The sequence below is a fragment of the Alishewanella sp. HL-SH06 genome, assembly GCF_052656265.1.
The window spans coordinates 1,563,266-1,579,121 of sequence record NZ_CP199752.1 but is presented as its reverse complement, the minus strand read 5'-3'; the positions used below and the strand labels follow the sequence as shown (position 1 = coordinate 1,579,121).

Here is a 15,856-nt window from a genome sequence, read left to right as displayed (position 1 = left end):
AAACTACTATATTATGCGCCACCTTTTCTTGCCGAGACGGCGATCAATGATTTCGTCCAATGCGCTCTACACAGACTTATCGGCCTATTACGATGTGCTTTGTGCCGATATTAATTATCAACAGCAAAGCCAAGCTATCGCGCGGATTGCCGGGTTATTTGGAAATGGTGGCAAGCAGCATGTTGATTTGGCCTGTGGTACCGCGCCGCACATTTGGCATTTGCTGCAACAAGGTTTTCAATGTACGGGCTTAGATTTGAACCAGCCGATGCTCGATCTGGCGGCTATTCGTTGCCCAGATGCGCAGTTTATGCAACAAGATCTGTGTCACTTTCAGCTGGCCGAGCCAGTCGATTTGATTACCTGTTTACTTTACTCCATTCATTACAGCGCCAGCCTAACCGGTTTACAAAGCTGCTTACGTCACGTGAGCCAAGCACTGCGCCCCGGCGGTGTGTTTTGTTTTAATGCAGTTGATAAAGAACGTATCAGCAATCAATTATCCGCTTCACATAGTAGTGAGTATCAGCAAAGTCGTTTTACCTTTGCCTCGTCGTGGTATTACTCTGGACAAGGTGAGCAACAAGCCCTTAATTTACACATCAGCCGAGAAACCGCAGGGCACACCGAGCAATGGCAAGACAGCCATACCATGGTGGCCGTGAGTTTTACTGAATTACTGGCGCTGCTTGCACCTTATTTTGAAGTGCATGTGTTAGAGCATGATTATCAAAGCATCCAACCCTGGGACACGCAAAGCGGTAATGCGCTGTTTGTGTGTGTGAAGCGTTAAAACGGTTGAAACGTTCTTACAAACGCCAACAAGCCCTAGTCAAAACCTGCTACATTAATGGCCTTAATGTTTTTTAGGAATACCGCCATGCAAGTGGTGATTTTAGCAGATGGCGCCGCCGTAGCTGACTATGGCACCAAGGTGTTTAAACAGCAGATAGCCAAAAAACCTAACTCAGTGTTAGGTTTAGCCACCGGATCGACACCCTTGGCGTTATATCAACGCCTTATTGCGGCTTATCAGGCTGCCGAATTATCCTTTGCTCAGGTTAAAACCTTTAACCTAGATGAATACCTCGGTTTAGCCCCCGAACACCCGCAAAGTTATCATGCTTTTATGCAGCAACACCTATTTGCGCATATTGATATTAACCCTGAACATACGCACGTGCCGCTGGGCGCAGCGGCAGATCCTTGGCAAGCCTGCATGGATTATGAGCAGCTTATTAAGTCTGCAAGCGGTATTGATTTGCAGTTATTAGGGTTAGGCCGCAATGGTCATATTGGCTTTAATGAACCAACGTCCTCATTACAGTCGCGTACTCGGATTAAAACGTTAACCGCACAAACCATTACCGACAATGCGCGTTTTTTTAAGGCAGGCGAGTATCAACCGCATTTGTCGATCACGATGGGTATTGGCACCATTTTAGAAGCAAAGAAAATTATGCTACTTGCCACTGGCAGTGCGAAAGCGCCAGCCGTGCAGGCGTTAGTTGAGGGGCCACTGAGTGCAGTTTGCCCTGCCTCCGCCTTACAACTGCACCCACAAGCCATTATTGTGGTTGATGAAGCAGCGGCCTCAACGCTACAGCACCAAGCATTTTATCGGCATGTTGCCAAAGAAACCGCGGCGTTATATCAGCGATTTCAACGACAGCCCTAGTCACCAGCATCCGTTAACGGGCGGCCCACTGCCGCCATTTATGGCCTTTAAAGGCATAAAATAAGATAAACACATAACAAGGCAGTAATAACCAATAAGCTTGTTGATTACTGCCACTTTGCTCGGCTAGGTAACCGTAAGTTAACGGCAACACCGCTCCACCCGCGATGCCCATAATCAATAGCGCTGAGCCTGTCGCCGTTAATTTACCTAAACCTTCTAAAGCCAGAGGCCACACGGCTGGCCAGACTAACGCATTGGCTAAACCTAACAAGGCTAAAAACATTACTGAGTCAGGCACGGTGGCAAAACCTAACCAGCCAATCAGCACGCTTGATAACCACTGGCTATCGGTTGAAGCAAAGATCACCCCCAAACTAAAGCCAATTCCGCTTAATGCTGAGATTTGTAAAGCGCGCGCTTGGCTTAACCAGCGAGGGATCAATACCACGCCTAGCACGTAGCCCAGCACCATAAAACTCATGGTATAAGACGTTAACACACCAAAATGACCAACGGCTAAATGCTTGCCATAAAGCGCAATGGTATCACCGGCAATTACCTCTACCCCGACATAACAAAACAATGCCAGCACCCCAAATACCAACTGCGGCTTAGCCAATACTGCACGTAAATGATTGCTGTCACGCTGAGTCGCGGTCTCGCTGGCGGGTAATTCAGGTAAGGGGGCAAAACCGATAAAAAACGCTAATAGCAATAATGCGCCCGTCATATAAAGATAAGGTAGCACTAAGCGCTCTGATAACGTGGCCAATTGCACTTGCTGTTCTACCTGAGACAATTTAGCCAAGGCTTCGGCAGAGAACTGATCGATATTACTCAGCACCATAGACGCAAACACAAACGGCACAATAATACCGGCGGCCTTGTTAACAATACCCATAATACTGATGCGCATGGCAGCACTTTCGCGCGGGCCAATACAGACGATATAAGGGTTGGTCGCCGTTTGTAAAATCGTTAAGCCGGTACCCAAGGTAAATAATGCTAATAAAAATAACGGATACCAGGCGCTTTGTGCCGCAGGAATAAATAATAACGCGCCAACGGCCATAATCAGTAAGCCCGCTAACATACTCTTTTTATAACCCAGTAGATTTAATAAAAACGACATGGGTAAAGCCATTACCGTGTAGGCAATATAAAAGGCGGTGGTAACAAAAAAGGCTTGAAACTCGTTTAACTGACAAACAATTTGTAAAAAGGGGATCAGCGCACCATTTAGCCAAGTAACAAAACCAAACACAAAGAACAAGATGCCGATAATTAACATCGGGCCGAGCGTTGAAACGGTCGAGGGTGTGCGCAAAGACTTATCCATCATATTTCCTGCCAGCTGTATAAAGGTTAGTTTTTAGTTTTTAGTTTTTAGTTTTTAGTTTTTAGTTTTTAGTTTTTAGTTTTTAGTTTTTAGTTTTTAGTTTTTAGTTTTTAGTTTTTAGTTTTTAGTTTTTAGTTTTTAGTTTTTAGTTTTTAGTTTTTAGTTTTTAGTTTTTAAATAATGAACCTGCCCCGAGATCCAGCAGCCTTCTACCTCTAAATCACCATTCAGTAAGGTAAAATCGGCCCGATAACCCGGCAGCAAACGGCCATATTGCTGCTCGATCCCCAGCGCTTGCGCCGGATAAAGCGACGCCATACGCAGTGCTTCATCCAATGCCACACCCAATGATGTCACTGCATAACGTACCGCCGAGGCCATATCTAATACGGAACCGGCTAACGCGCCCGCTTCATTGGTCAGCTTATTGCCTTCGCGGCGCACTATACCGTCAAAAAAAGCAAATTCGCTTTCGGTAGTGCCCACCGGCGACATCGCATCGGTGACTAACACCACTTTACCCGTCGGCTTGGCTAATAACGCCAGTTTTGCGGCAATTGCATCGATATGTAAGCCGTCGAGAATAATGCCACACCAACTATCGGCATCTGTTAGTGCTACCCCAACCATACCAGGTTGGCGCGAAGTAAAGGCTGACATCGCATTGTATAAATGGGTAAAGCCATTGGCCCCGGCTTGCAGTGCCTGCTGCACCGTGGCGGCATCGGCATTGGAATGGCCGAGCCAAACATGGCTTCCACTGGCCTTTAATGCTTGAATTTGTTCTGGAGAAACATTTTCAGGAGCCACGGTGAGTAAACGACATCCTAAATCGGAACGCTGATAGAGCGCCAGCTCAGCGGCCGTTAAAGCACGAATATGTTGCTGCGGATGCACGCCTTTTTTCGGCACCGATAAATGAGGCCCTTCAAAATGGACGCCCAAAATGCCCGCTTGTTGCTGGCTTAGTGCATCAGCAATAGTGGTGGCAGCCTGTTGCATGACATTTAAACTGTCGGTGATCACCGTCGGTAGCATGGCGGTGGTGCCAAACTGAGCATGCGCTTGTACCATGGTGTGCAAGGTTTCGCGAGTGGGTGCGGTATTAAATAAAGCGCCGCCGCCGCCGTTAACCTGCAAATCAATAAAGCCTGGCACTAACATCCCGGCTAACACCTGACCACTCGCCGCTTGGATCTGACTGATCCGCCCCTGCGCTAACAGCACTTCTACATTATGATGCCAATTTGCACCGTCGAATAATTGAGCCACCGCTAAGCGCTGCATTGTGCTTCCTTTTTCTGAGAGTTTGCGGCATCGAGGTTAAATGAGGCCTCTAGCACAAGCTGATAGCGCAAAATAACGCTGTGTTAGCTTCAGTGCAATGGCTTTTTTGTTAAGTATGACATTACGCAAAGGCAGGCAGACCTTTGCTGTTGCAGTAAGAATCGTCTAATCTGGTTTATGACACAAACATATAAATGATATTTAGTTATTAATTGCCACTCGACCTGCATGAGCAAAACCCGCTACACAACGACGCTGTGGCGCTAGGATAAATAAATCGCCATTTTGCCCAAGCAATTGTTGGCGCACACCCGCGAGCTTCGCAACTTGGGCATTCGCTTGCATATGCGCGGTTTCACCGTGCACCGGCACAGCAATCTCGGGTTGTACATAACGATAGAGCAGATCCAGCTCACCTTGGTTGGGATGCCCAGATACGTGGATGGGCAATAAAGTATCGGCTTGTTGTAACACCTGCACTTTTTTGGCTTTTAATTTATCGACCATTCGAGAAATCAGCATTTCATTGCCGGGGATCAGCATAGCGCTGAAAATCACCAAATCATCAGGCTCTAATAATAATTGCCGATGCCGATCTTCTGCTAACTTGGTTAACGCGGCTTTGGGCTCGCCTTGACTGCCGGTGGCGACCACTAACACTTCCTCGGGCGGTAAAAAACCCACATGCTCATTGGCTATCAGTGGAATATCCTCTGGCCAAAAGCCACATTGCCGCGCCGCGCCTACCATGTTTTCCATGGCGCGGCCAAATAGCGCTAAATAACGGCCGCTTTGCTTGGCGATGCGCCCTAAGCTAATTAAACGCCCGATATTGCTACTAAAACCGGTCACCACCACTCGGCGTTTAAACGGTTGGATCACCGTTAATAAGGCTTGGTAACAGGCGGTTTCAGATAACGAAAAACCACTTTTTAAGGCATTGGTTGAATCACATACCATCGCAGTAATGCCCTGCTTGGCTAAGCGTTTAAACACTTGCGGTTTGAAGGCTCGGCCTAAAATCGGTGCCGCATCCATTTTCCAATCGGCGGTATGAAACACTTTACCGGCGGCAGTGGTGATCAGCAGCGCCTGCGGCTCTGGAATAGAATGGGTGATATTCAGCCAATTAACCACAAAAGGCCCACATTGACAGGTGCCTCCCGGTGGTATTTCTATAATGGGCATATCCGCTGATAAACCCGAGCGGGCAATTTTGCGGCGTAAAATTTCTGCGGCAAAGGGCGTGCAATACACGGGCGCTTGCAAGCGTGGCCACAAATACGGCAAGGCACCAATATGATCTTCATGGGCATGTGTAATGATAATGGCGCAAAGACGTTCGCGCTGCTGACTGATAAACGTAGGATCAGCGGCTTGCACTTCAGCGGTTAACTTCTGCGCGGTAGGCTGCAATGGATTATAAAAAGTGACACCGCAATCAACCATCAACCATTGGCCATCATGACCATACAAGTTCAGGTTCATGCCAATTTCACCACAGCCACCCAGTGGTAAAAACCATAATTCTTTGGCGCTGGGTAAACGCTCTGCCACTACTGCGTGCGTCAAAATAGCCTCTTGTAAAATTGCTTAGCGCTAAAGTGCTCACTAATATCACTTTTTTAGCTTTAGCTGCTATAAAAGCCCAATCATAAGGCATTAGATACGTCAAATATACGAAATTGACATCCTCCCCCAACTAACTCGGTGGGGGATTCCCATTACCTGGGCGCACACTAAATCACTTTAGATGCAAGTTCCTGATTCATCAAGCGACCAACGCCGACTCTCCACAGGCTAATAAGCGGTGTCCCCGCTCTAAAATATTTAACGCTCCAACAACATCTGCGTTGTTGCTGTAGCCACATGCGATGCACTCAAAATTCGCTTGAGTTTGGCGGTTGTCTTTCGATACATGACCACAGCAAGGACAAGTCTGACTGGTGTATTTTGCTGGCACAGCCACAACTAAACCGCCATTCCATAATTGCTTATATTCAAGCTGCCTTCTGAACTCATACCAACCTTGATCAAGGATACTTTTGTTCAGACCAGACTTGGCTTTCACGTTTCTACCGTGTTCTTTTGAATTGCCTTTTGCTGACTTAGACATATTGGATACACGTAAATCCTCAATCGCTATCATCGAGTGGTTATTGCTGATGTGATGAGAGGCTTTGTGTAAGTAGTCTTTGCGACAGTTTGCAATTAGCGTGTGCAGTTTTTGGATTTTTAATTTCTGCTTTTTCCAGTTAGCAGAGAATTTCACTTTTCTTGATAGCTTGCGCTGTTCAATGGCCAAGCGTTTTTCATGCTTACGGAATGCATTAAGCGGCTTTAGATATGTGCCATCAGATAACGTGACGAACTTAGCAATACCCATATCTATGCCTACGGCAGAACCAGAAAAATGCTTAGGTTCGTCAATCTCTTGCTCCACTAGGAATGAAATATACCAGTGGCCTGATTTAACGCTAACTGTGCAGTTTTTAATGTTGCCTTGTACGTCTTGAGACTTACGAAAGTTAATCCAGCCTAACTTGCTTGGTAACTTGACTCGCTTGGCATCTAGTTCGCAGTATTTGTTAAAGTTAACAAAGCGTATGGAATCCGGGTTTTGGCCTTTCTTTTTGAATCGGGGCTTATCAGCAGCAAGTGATTTGTCAAAACAGCGCATCCATGCGCTATGTAAGTCTTTTAGCTTTTGCTGCAAGTTATCCGTATAGGCTTCCTTTAGCCACGACAGATCATCTTGCTTTTTCCATTGGGTGATGAGTTTGTTCAGCTCAAAAGCGCTTGGGAGCCTTGTGCCAGCATCCAGCTTATCCAAGCAATGACGCAGACCTTGATTCCACACAAACCGTGCATGACCACACAGCACATTAAGCCTCGCTGCTTGTTCAGCATTAGGCTCCAATCGAAACTTATAGGCTTTGCGAATTAACATTGCAATAAAGTCAAGTATTAATATACTGTACAGAATAACAGTGCTAGCAAGAAAGGCAATCTTAATGAACGATAATTTTGATAAAAGTAGATATAGTTGATATTTACTACATTTACATATCGTTTTTGTAACTAAATACAGAAAGAAAGTGTTTGGTGGTTTGCACTTGCAAAGCTTAGAGGTAACTTATAAATAGCTTTGTCTGGGTCTTGATGCAGTGTTGAAGGAATTTAACGGCAAACCAGATCATGTTCACCTATTAATATCAACATCCCCTAAAACACCAAGCGTTGCTAAGTGAGTTAACTCACTGAAAGCAAAAAGTTCACGCCGGATTCGTAGGGAGTTTAATGATGTTGCAGGGGCATTTAGTAAGAATATTCTTTGGAGTCGCTCTTACTTTGCTGGCACATGCTGAGGTGTGCCATTGGCGTTGATTCGCCAGTACATCGAGCAACAGGATAGACCGCATTAAGGTGCTGACGCACCTTTGGCTATTCCCCTCCCGGTTCCTTCGCAGGGAGGGGAATAGCCGTTTAGGGTGGGCATTCGTATTAAACGACGTCCTATTTCTGGCTATATGCTATGAAACGGGCAATTTTTAGTTTTGTCTTAATAAAGTCTTAAGGTTCGGCATTTAAATTAGGCACAGTTTGCTTTATTAAGGCCACGTTATGACTCAGTTTGCTGCTCTTAACGCTTTGCCCCGCCCTTTTTTTGGCGATTGTTTGGCGCTGCAAAGCAGTAAATTGACATTGCATACAAGGCACAGCGCCGATCGCGCTGAGATAGAACAGTTTATTCAACAGCAATTTCGGCAACACCATCAAGCCGACATCAATTTTTTTATGCCGGTGCTACTGAGCTTGCACTGCGCCGGGCAATTAACCGCCGTGGTGGGTTTAACGGCAGCCGCTACGCAACCCTTGTTTTTAGAACAATATTTACCGGCACCAATTGAACAAGTTTTAAGTGCTCAACAGCACATTGAGGTACCACGCCAACACATTTTAGAAGTGGGTAATTTGGTCGCCAGTCGCAGTGGCAGCAGTTTGTTATTGATGGTGGTATTAAGCGAACTGATCATAGTATCGCCTTACCAATGGATCGCCTTTACCGCGACCAGTGAAGTGCAGTCTTTATTAAGTAAATTGCATTATCAACCGCTGGCTTTGGCCCCTGCCGATGTGAGCAAATTAGCCGACAACCCCACAGGCTGGGGCCGCTATTATCAAAAACAACCTACCGTTATGGCAGGGCATGCGTTACCGGCAATAGCCAGTGCGCAACAACTGACCCGCTATCAGCTGATCAAACGGCTATTTTCCGAGCAAATTACACAGATCAGTACCGAACTTAACCTATTGGAGCACTCTTATGCTTAATACCGTGCCCGTGTCGCATGCTCAGTTGCTGCAATTTGCCGATCGCATCGCTTTAGACGATGGCGAACAACAACTCAGTTATCATGAGTTGGCTTTGCAAGTGTCGATCCTTAGTGCGTGGCTGGTTGCCTCGCCGTATCAACGCATTGCGATTAGCGGTGATAACAGTATCGCCTGGGTCATTGCCGATCTGGCGTTGGCACAAGCGAATAAAATTGCCATCCCTGTACCAGTGTTTTTCTCAGTTCAGCAGCAACAATTTATGTTGGCTGAAGCCGGTGTTGAATTAGTACTACAAACACAAGCCACTGAACAAAGCCAGCCAACGGTTATTGACGGCTTGTGGGCAAAGCGCCTTAACCCTGTCGAACATCATGCTACCAGTATGCCGATCAGCAGTGGCAAAATTACGTTTACCTCGGGCACCACCTCAACTCCAAAGGGTGTGTGCCTAAGCTGGAAACAACAAGCCGCTACCTGTGATGGCTTACAACAAGCCTTAGCCGAGCAGTTTAGCGGGGCGCCTCAGCTGCATTATTGCTTATTGCCCTTGGCCACTTTATTAGAGAACGTAGCAGGCGTGTATTTGCCGCTGCGTTTAGGGCAGCGCGTTTTAATTCTTAGCGCCGCTAAAACCGGCCTAGCTGGCAGCTCGGGTTTAGATTTACCGACTTTTATTGCCAGCTTATTGCAATATCGACCAGCCAGTTTGATTTTAACGCCGCAGCTGCTACAAGCATTACTGCTGATCTGCCGGCAGCATCCTGAGCTAAGCCGTACCTTTCGCTTTATCGCCGTAGGCGGTGCCCATTGTGCCAAAGCTTTGCTAACTCAGGCGGCAGCGCTGAAGTTACCGATTTTTCAAGGCTATGGTTTATCGGAAGCGGGCTCTGTTGTCGCGTTAAATTTACCACAACAGCAACGTCAAAACAGTGTGGGTAAACCCCTACCCCATGTTGCTGTACGTGTGCGTCAGCAACATATTGAAGTGAATGGCCAGCTTTTTAGTGGTTACCTTGGTGAAATGCCACGCGATCCAGAGGCGTGGTTAGATACCGGCGATCTCGGTTATCTGGATGAAGACGGTTATTTGGTGATCCAAGGGCGCAGCAAACATCTGCTGATCAGCAGTTATGGTCGAAATATTTCGCCAGAATGGCTCGAAGCAGAATTACAAAGTTGTCCCGCCATTGCTCAGGCGATGGTGCTTGGCGATGCCAAGCCTTGGTTAAGTGTGGTGCTAACACTTCGCGCTAATGCCAGCAAGCAGACTTTACAACAGCAATTAAGCCAACTTAATACGCAATTACCTGATTATGCGCGTCTGCGAACGGTGCTGGTGATAAACACGCCTTTTACCCAAGCGAATCAGCAACTAACCGCCAATGGCCGATTGCGCCGCCAGCCGATTATTGAGCAGTATCAAACTGCCATTGAGCAGCTATATCAGCAACAACCCGATCCGCTTATTCCAACCATTATGGCAGTCGCTGCCAAAGAGGAGTTAACTTATGAGTTTTTTTAACACACTAATGGCACAAACCAGCAATGAGCGGCAATACTTGTTATCCGCACCGTTGATCCAGCGCTGTTTAGCCGATCAAAGCTTTACTTTAGCTGAGTATCAGGCGTTTTTAACCGAAGCCTACCACCACGTTAAGCATACGGTGCCCTTGCTAATGGCCGTTGGCAGCAGACTGCGTAGCGACCAAGAATATTATCGCGAAGCCATTGCCGAATATATTGAGGAAGAATTAGGCCATCAAGAGTGGGTGTTAAACGATGTTGCCGCCTGTGGTGTGGACAAAGAGAGCGTACGACATGGCCAACCTCGCCTAGCAACCGAGTTAATGGTGGCTTATGCCTACGACACCGTGCTGCGCAAAAATCCGTTAGCGTTTTTCGGTATGGTATTAGTGCTGGAAGGCACCAGTGTTAATTTGGCCACACAAGCAGCAGACATTATTCAAAAGCAATTGGGCTTACCGAATAAAGCCTTTAGTTATTTGCGTTCACACGGCAGCTTGGATATTGAACATCTGACGTTTTTTGAAAAGTTAATGGACACCATTACCGATAGCGCTGATCAAGCTGCCATTATTCATGCTGCAAAAGTATTTTATCAGTTGTATGGCAATATCTTTCGCAGTATCGAAAACGCCCCATCTCAGCAGGAGGCCGCATGACATTACAGGCTAAAGCCGTCTTATTAACCGGTGCCAGTGGCGGGATTGGTCAGGCTTTAGCACAGCAACTGGACCAAGCAGGCGCAACCCTCTGGTTAACCGGTAGAAACGAAACAGCATTACAGGGCTTAGCCGCTAAACTCAGTCGGCCAACGCATATTGTCATCGCTGATCTTGCCAGTAGCGCCGGTCGACAACACCTGCTAGAGCGCTTAGGCACAAAGCCTTTAGATGCCGTGGTGTTTGCTGCCGGCACTAATCACTTTGCTTTATTGGGCGATCAAAATGCAGAGCAGCTAAGCCAGCTAATTAATACCAATTTACTGGCGCCAATGCAGCTAACTCAAAGCTTATTGCCGCGATTAAGTGCCGACGCGCGCTTGCTGTATATTGGTTCAAGCCTGGGCGCCATCGGTTATCCCGGTTTTGCCGCCTATGGAGCCAGTAAGGCTGGCCTGCGCAGTTTTGCTCAAGCACTACGCCGTGAGTGGGCCGATAGCCCACGTCAAGTTTGTCATATCGCGCCACGCGCCACTCAAACCGAGATGAATAGTACGGCGATGCAGCAAATGAATCAGCAATTAAAGGTTAAGGCCGATAGCCCCCAGTGGGTTGCCAGCCAAGTACTACGGCAACTGCAAGCAACACAGATGCACGATCAAGATTTAGGTTATCCAGAAAAACTGTTTATCCGCATCAATGCTGTATTGCCGGGGGTGGTCGATAACGCCATTACTGGTCAATTACCGGTGATTAAACGCTATGCAAAACAGAATGTTAGCCAAGCGCTGACGACAGGAGAGGCTTTATGAACACTTATCAAACTTTACTCGTGGGTACCTTATTAAGCAGCGCCTTGTTATTCAGCGCGACCAGTCACGCCATTGAATTACCACAGCTGCAACAGCGTTGGGCCGAGATTAAATATCAACAAACCGGTAAGCAGCAAGAAAGCGCTTATCAAGCGTTATTAACTGAAGCCAGCGCCGCCCGTGCTGAACATGCTAATGATGCGAATTATCTTATTTGGGAAGGGATTATTCGCTCAACCTATGCCGGTGCCGTGGGCGGTTTATCTGCACTGAGTGAGGTGAAAGCGGCACGCAAACTATTTGAACAAGCTATAGAGCTGGATGCCAATGCTCTAGATGGCTCGGCTTATACCAGCTTAGGCTCTTTGTATTATCAAGTGCCTGGCTGGCCTGTTGGCTTTGGTAGCGATAAAAAAGCCCGTGAATATTTACTCAAAGGTCTGGCGGTTAACCCTAACGGTATTGATGCTAACTATTTTTACGGTGATTTTTTACTGCAACAAAAAGACTATCAAGCCGCCATAGCCGCCTTTGAAAAAGCGTTAGCGGCACCGGATAGACCCGGCCGTGAGCAAGCCGATCTCGGCCGTCGCCAAGAAATAATGCAAGCCTTAAGCCTCGCGCAACAAAAGGCTAAATAACACGCTAAGCATTTTATAGTGTGTTTCATTCGCCATTATAAACATGGCTAACACGGGTTCTCGCTTGTAGCGAGAGCTCGTTAAGCCTATCTTAAGTGAATAATATTAATGTCTTGGCAGAATTAGCCAGCAGCAGGAGCAAGTTGATGCGTTTGTTATTAGTCGAAGATGATAAATTATTAGCGCAAGGTATTGTCACGGCGCTAAGCAAAGTCGGTTATCAATTGGAACACTGCCAAACCGGTAACCAGGCATTACAGGCGATTAATCATAGCGAATTTGACTTAATCATTCTCGATTTAGGCTTACCCGATGGCTTTGCTAAAACCGTTTTAGATAAATTACGCTCACAAAAACACACCTTACCGGTACTGGTGCTGACGGCCTTGGACCAGCTAGAAACCAAGCTGAGTTTACTCAATGCCGGGGCAGATGATTATATGATTAAACCCTTTGATGTGCGTGAGCTAGAAGCGCGGATCCGTGTACTGATGCGTCGGCAAAGCACGCGGCGACATGATGTCCTAACGGTAGGGAAAGTATCGTTAGATTTAGCCAACCATAGCTGTGACTTTGCCGGCCAAGCGGTTAACTTAACGCGGCGCGAGTTTTTATTATTACAAGATTTCTTACAGCATAAAGATCAAATTTTAACGCGCCAGCATCTAGAAGAGCTGAGCGTTGGTTGGGATGGTGATAACGAAAGTAACGCCATTGAAGTGCATATTCATAACTTACGCAAAAAACTGCAGCCAGAACTGATTAAAACCGTACGCGGTGTTGGTTATTTATTACCAAGCAATTTATCTGAGTGATGTAACCCTCTTAATTAACGCATGAAACGGCCTAACCCACATCGGGGTTAGGCCGTGTTGGCTTTCGCTAATGGTTCACTTAGCTTTGTAGCGCCTTGCTGATCATCAGATCGATTAAGGCTTTTTGTGCTTTTGCGGCGTCATCCGCACTGCGCGGTAACTTGCTAGCTTGAATGTTATTCAACTGCAACAAGGCGGCCGCTTTCGCCAGATTGTCATAGTCGCTTGGTTTTTCTAAACCGGCAGCGGCAATCAGGCGTTTCACATATTCCACTTGCAGGTTATGACTTACTGAAGTGGCTTTACGTGGGTCAACGAAGATGCTGTCGGTTAGATCTTTCATAAAGCGCGTTAAGCTGTATTCATTACCATAAAGAGCGGAGTCAGAAATACGCTGTAACACGGCTTTGTGCAGGATGTGATCCAGCACCGATTTTTGCATGCCTAAGATCATCTCATGCGCTTTAGGATCTAAGTTACGACCGCTATGCGTGAAGCCTCGACGTTGCTGTAATAACTGGCTGTATAACGGCTGCATTACCGCTAATACATCCGGCGCAAACACTTTTTCGCTGAGTAACTTCATGGCCGCTTGTTGCTGCGCTAATGGCACTGGTGTTAAAGGCTGCTTGTCGGTAGGGGCTCCCGCGACATTACGCTCGACATAAACACCACCAATTTGCCGCGATACCACACCGGCTTGGCTGCGGTACTGACCAAACAACATATTGGCTGAGGTCAGTAAACGCTGATAAGACTCTCCCTCAGTCACGGCAGTGGTTGATAACTCAGCCATCATTTTCTCTAACAAACGCATGCGATCGGCAGCATACACAACAGGCTCTGAAGACATATCGCCAATCATCACGCGTGGATCGATATGCCGACCTGGCGTACGCATATCATCCGCATCGTTACCAAAAGCTAAAGCAGGCTCAACTGAACGCGCTAAGATTTTCTCTAAACGCGCTTGTTCTGCCGCTGCATCATTTAACGCGGTGCTGTAACCATACTCAATGGCCCAATCATCATAGGGGCCGGGCTTAGTTTGGAAAATATCGCCCTGCGCCATGCCTGGTGGGGCTATATTGATAGGCGTATAGTCCATCACCGAGCCAGTTAAAATCCCTTGGGTTTTGCTCTTGTCATGCACTTCTTTGGCATTCCACAAGTTAGAAGCGCGCATGTTGTGGTTTAAGCCTAGCGTGTGACCCACTTCGTGTAATACCAACTCCATTAAGCCTTGACGCATAATGTCGTTTTGTTCAATGTTTAAGCCATTGCCTAAGCTGGCGGCCATCACAAAGCTTTCTTGTAATTGATGGCCAGCCGAACAAAATAACCCGTCGCCATGCTGATGTGCATCATTAGCACTTAGCTCACTGGCGCTCGCGCTACCATCAGTAAACAGCTTGTCGAAGATCCAGCGGTTCTTCATAAACACGTATTCAAGCATGATGTCGGCGCCTAAGATCTCACCGGTTAGCGGGTTCGCTAACGAGGGGCCATAACCGCCAAAAGGTGGCTGTGGTGACGAGGTCCAGCGTAATACGTTGTAATTGATATCGCCCGCATCCCAATCGGCATCATCCGGTTGAACTCGCACCTCAATAGCGTTTTTAATACCGGCTTTTTCAAAAGCACTGTTCCATGCTAATACACCGTCTCTGACGGTATCGCGCCACTCTACTGGGGTGGTGTTCTCAATCCACCAAACGATCGGTTTAACAGGCTCAGATACCGCCGCTGACGGATCTTTTTTCTGCAGATCCCAACGGTGGATCACATCCCGAAACGGCGCCCAATCTTCTGACGTCATATTGTCCGCTTGGGTGGTGAAATAACCAATGCGTGCGTCGTCATAACGCGGCACAAAATTATTCTCAGGCAAGGCAATAAAAGAATGTTGAAACTTGATAGAAACAGAGCGTGGATCGCTTAAGGCATCGCTGCCACGTACGCCTGGGTTGCCGTCGGCGAACACATAATCAACGACCACATCAAGGTTATTCGGGTAAGGACGATGCTGCACGATACGTGATTTTTTCTCGTCTAACTTACCGACTTTAAACCGGTTTTTGGCATTGGGATCGTTCGGATTAGCCCACGGAGAGACTTTGGTTAAGTCTTCACTTAAAAATAGCTTGTCGGCTTTAACTAAAAACTTATCTTGCTGTTGCTTTTCAATTTTCAGCGTAGCTAGTACCGCTTCACTGATATTGGCATCCGCGGCGCGCGCTAAAGCACTGTTTGGGTCAAAGTAAAAGCGTGGTGTTTTACTGATCACATCAATGCGATCAAAGTAACGGCGAAATTCAATCAGCTTGGTCCCCCGATACGAGCCACGGAAATGCCCTGCATCAGTCACCCCATCTAACGTTTTCGCGAAATATAAAAACGGTTTGTCGAGTTGTGCTTCGGTGATGCTCATTAAATGCTCACCGGTTTTTTCATCCACATACAGCGTAAATAAACCGTTTATCGCGGTTTTGTTAGCAATCATGCTGCTATAAGTTTGTTCTTTTTTCTCGGCAGCAGGTTTGGCATCTTGGGCAGCAATCGGCGCGGCCAATAAGGCCAGCGATACCGCAAGCGACAGAATGGATTTATTCATTGAGTAGTCTCTTATCTTTTTAGTTAATGTATTCGTGAACAGGTTGCAAAAGTAACAACCTATGTAAACTGGCCGTAGCCATGCGTTCAGTCAAGATTGATCAGACTGACATACGCACTAATACGATAAATGGCTCAAATGCCGCT

13 protein-coding genes and 1 pseudogene are annotated in these 15,856 nt (G+C 46.9%); 9 read left to right on the top strand and 5 right to left on the bottom strand.

Translation table 11 applies throughout. The features are described 5' to 3' along the window. The first annotated feature begins 49 nt into the window (after window positions 1-49). Together ACUJFK_RS07345 and nagB are read left to right on the top strand one after the other, a co-directional pair. Window positions 50-793, top strand: a complete 744-nt coding sequence (locus ACUJFK_RS07345) for a class I SAM-dependent DNA methyltransferase (protein ID WP_226750993.1) — start codon at window positions 50-52, stop codon at window positions 791-793. A gap of 87 nt (window positions 794-880) precedes the next feature. Continuing rightward, entirely contained in the window at window positions 881-1,678 is a 798-nt protein-coding gene (gene nagB / locus ACUJFK_RS07340; protein WP_445426504.1) for a glucosamine-6-phosphate deaminase, read from the top strand. A gap of 13 nt (window positions 1,679-1,691) precedes the next feature. Here nagB and ACUJFK_RS07335 read toward each other — a convergent pair whose 3' ends face one another. The 4 genes from ACUJFK_RS07335 to ACUJFK_RS07320 form a co-directional block, all read right to left on the bottom strand. Then, window positions 1,692-3,020: a sugar MFS transporter gene (locus ACUJFK_RS07335; RefSeq protein ID WP_445426503.1), complete on the bottom strand. Its 1,329-nt coding sequence runs from the start codon at window positions 3,018-3,020 to the stop codon at window positions 1,692-1,694. A gap of 159 nt (window positions 3,021-3,179) precedes the next feature. After that, window positions 3,180-4,307, bottom strand: coding sequence for an N-acetylglucosamine-6-phosphate deacetylase (nagA, locus tag ACUJFK_RS07330; RefSeq protein ID WP_445426502.1), 1,128 nt, complete (start codon window positions 4,305-4,307; stop codon window positions 3,180-3,182). A gap of 201 nt (window positions 4,308-4,508) precedes the next feature. Further along, on the bottom strand, window positions 4,509-5,795 hold the full coding sequence (locus ACUJFK_RS07325) for a ribonuclease J (RefSeq protein WP_445426767.1): 1,287 nt from the start codon (window positions 5,793-5,795) through the stop codon (window positions 4,509-4,511). 283 nt (window positions 5,796-6,078) lie between these two features. Continuing rightward, the gene (locus tag ACUJFK_RS07320) at window positions 6,079-7,257 is read right to left on the bottom strand and encodes an RNA-guided endonuclease InsQ/TnpB family protein (protein WP_445426501.1); all 1,179 of its coding nucleotides are present in this window, start codon (window positions 7,255-7,257) and stop codon (window positions 6,079-6,081) included. Between the two features lie 118 nt (window positions 7,258-7,375). Here ACUJFK_RS07320 and tnpA point away from each other — a divergent pair. The 7 genes and pseudogenes from tnpA (at window position 7,376) to ACUJFK_RS07285 (ending at window position 13,096) form a co-directional block, all read left to right on the top strand. Continuing rightward, window positions 7,376-7,675: pseudogene (tnpA, locus tag ACUJFK_RS07315) on the top strand (IS200/IS605 family transposase). Window positions 7,676-7,931: 256 nt separating this feature from the next. Next, window positions 7,932-8,642: a thermostable hemolysin gene (locus ACUJFK_RS07310; protein WP_445426500.1), complete on the top strand. Its 711-nt coding sequence runs from the start codon at window positions 7,932-7,934 to the stop codon at window positions 8,640-8,642. Further along, a complete protein-coding gene (locus ACUJFK_RS07305; protein ID WP_445426499.1) occupies window positions 8,635-10,167 on the top strand; it encodes an AMP-binding protein in 1,533 nt (510 codons plus the stop codon). Before ACUJFK_RS07310 ends, ACUJFK_RS07305 begins: the two co-directional genes overlap by 8 nt. Further along, the gene (locus ACUJFK_RS07300; RefSeq protein ID WP_226750794.1) at window positions 10,154-10,828 is read left to right on the top strand and encodes a TenA family transcriptional regulator; all 675 of its coding nucleotides are present in this window, start codon (window positions 10,154-10,156) and stop codon (window positions 10,826-10,828) included. Before ACUJFK_RS07305 ends, ACUJFK_RS07300 begins: the two co-directional genes overlap by 14 nt. After that, on the top strand, window positions 10,825-11,640 hold the full coding sequence (locus ACUJFK_RS07295) for an SDR family oxidoreductase (RefSeq protein ID WP_445426498.1): 816 nt from the start codon (window positions 10,825-10,827) through the stop codon (window positions 11,638-11,640). Before ACUJFK_RS07300 ends, ACUJFK_RS07295 begins: the two co-directional genes overlap by 4 nt. Beyond that, the gene (locus ACUJFK_RS07290; protein ID WP_445426497.1) at window positions 11,637-12,281 is read left to right on the top strand and encodes a tetratricopeptide repeat protein; all 645 of its coding nucleotides are present in this window, start codon (window positions 11,637-11,639) and stop codon (window positions 12,279-12,281) included. The genes ACUJFK_RS07295 and ACUJFK_RS07290 overlap by 4 nt, the downstream gene beginning before the upstream one ends. Window positions 12,282-12,427: 146 nt before the next feature. Next, window positions 12,428-13,096 (top strand): response regulator, encoded by a 669-nt coding sequence (locus ACUJFK_RS07285; RefSeq protein ID WP_226750791.1) that lies wholly within the window; start codon window positions 12,428-12,430, stop codon window positions 13,094-13,096. A 79-nt stretch (window positions 13,097-13,175) separates the two neighbouring features. On the opposite strand, the gene ACUJFK_RS07280 is transcribed toward ACUJFK_RS07285, so the two are convergent. Beyond that, window positions 13,176-15,710: a zinc-dependent metalloprotease gene (locus ACUJFK_RS07280; protein ID WP_445426496.1), complete on the bottom strand. Its 2,535-nt coding sequence runs from the start codon at window positions 15,708-15,710 to the stop codon at window positions 13,176-13,178. Window positions 15,711-15,856: the final 146 nt, after the last annotated feature.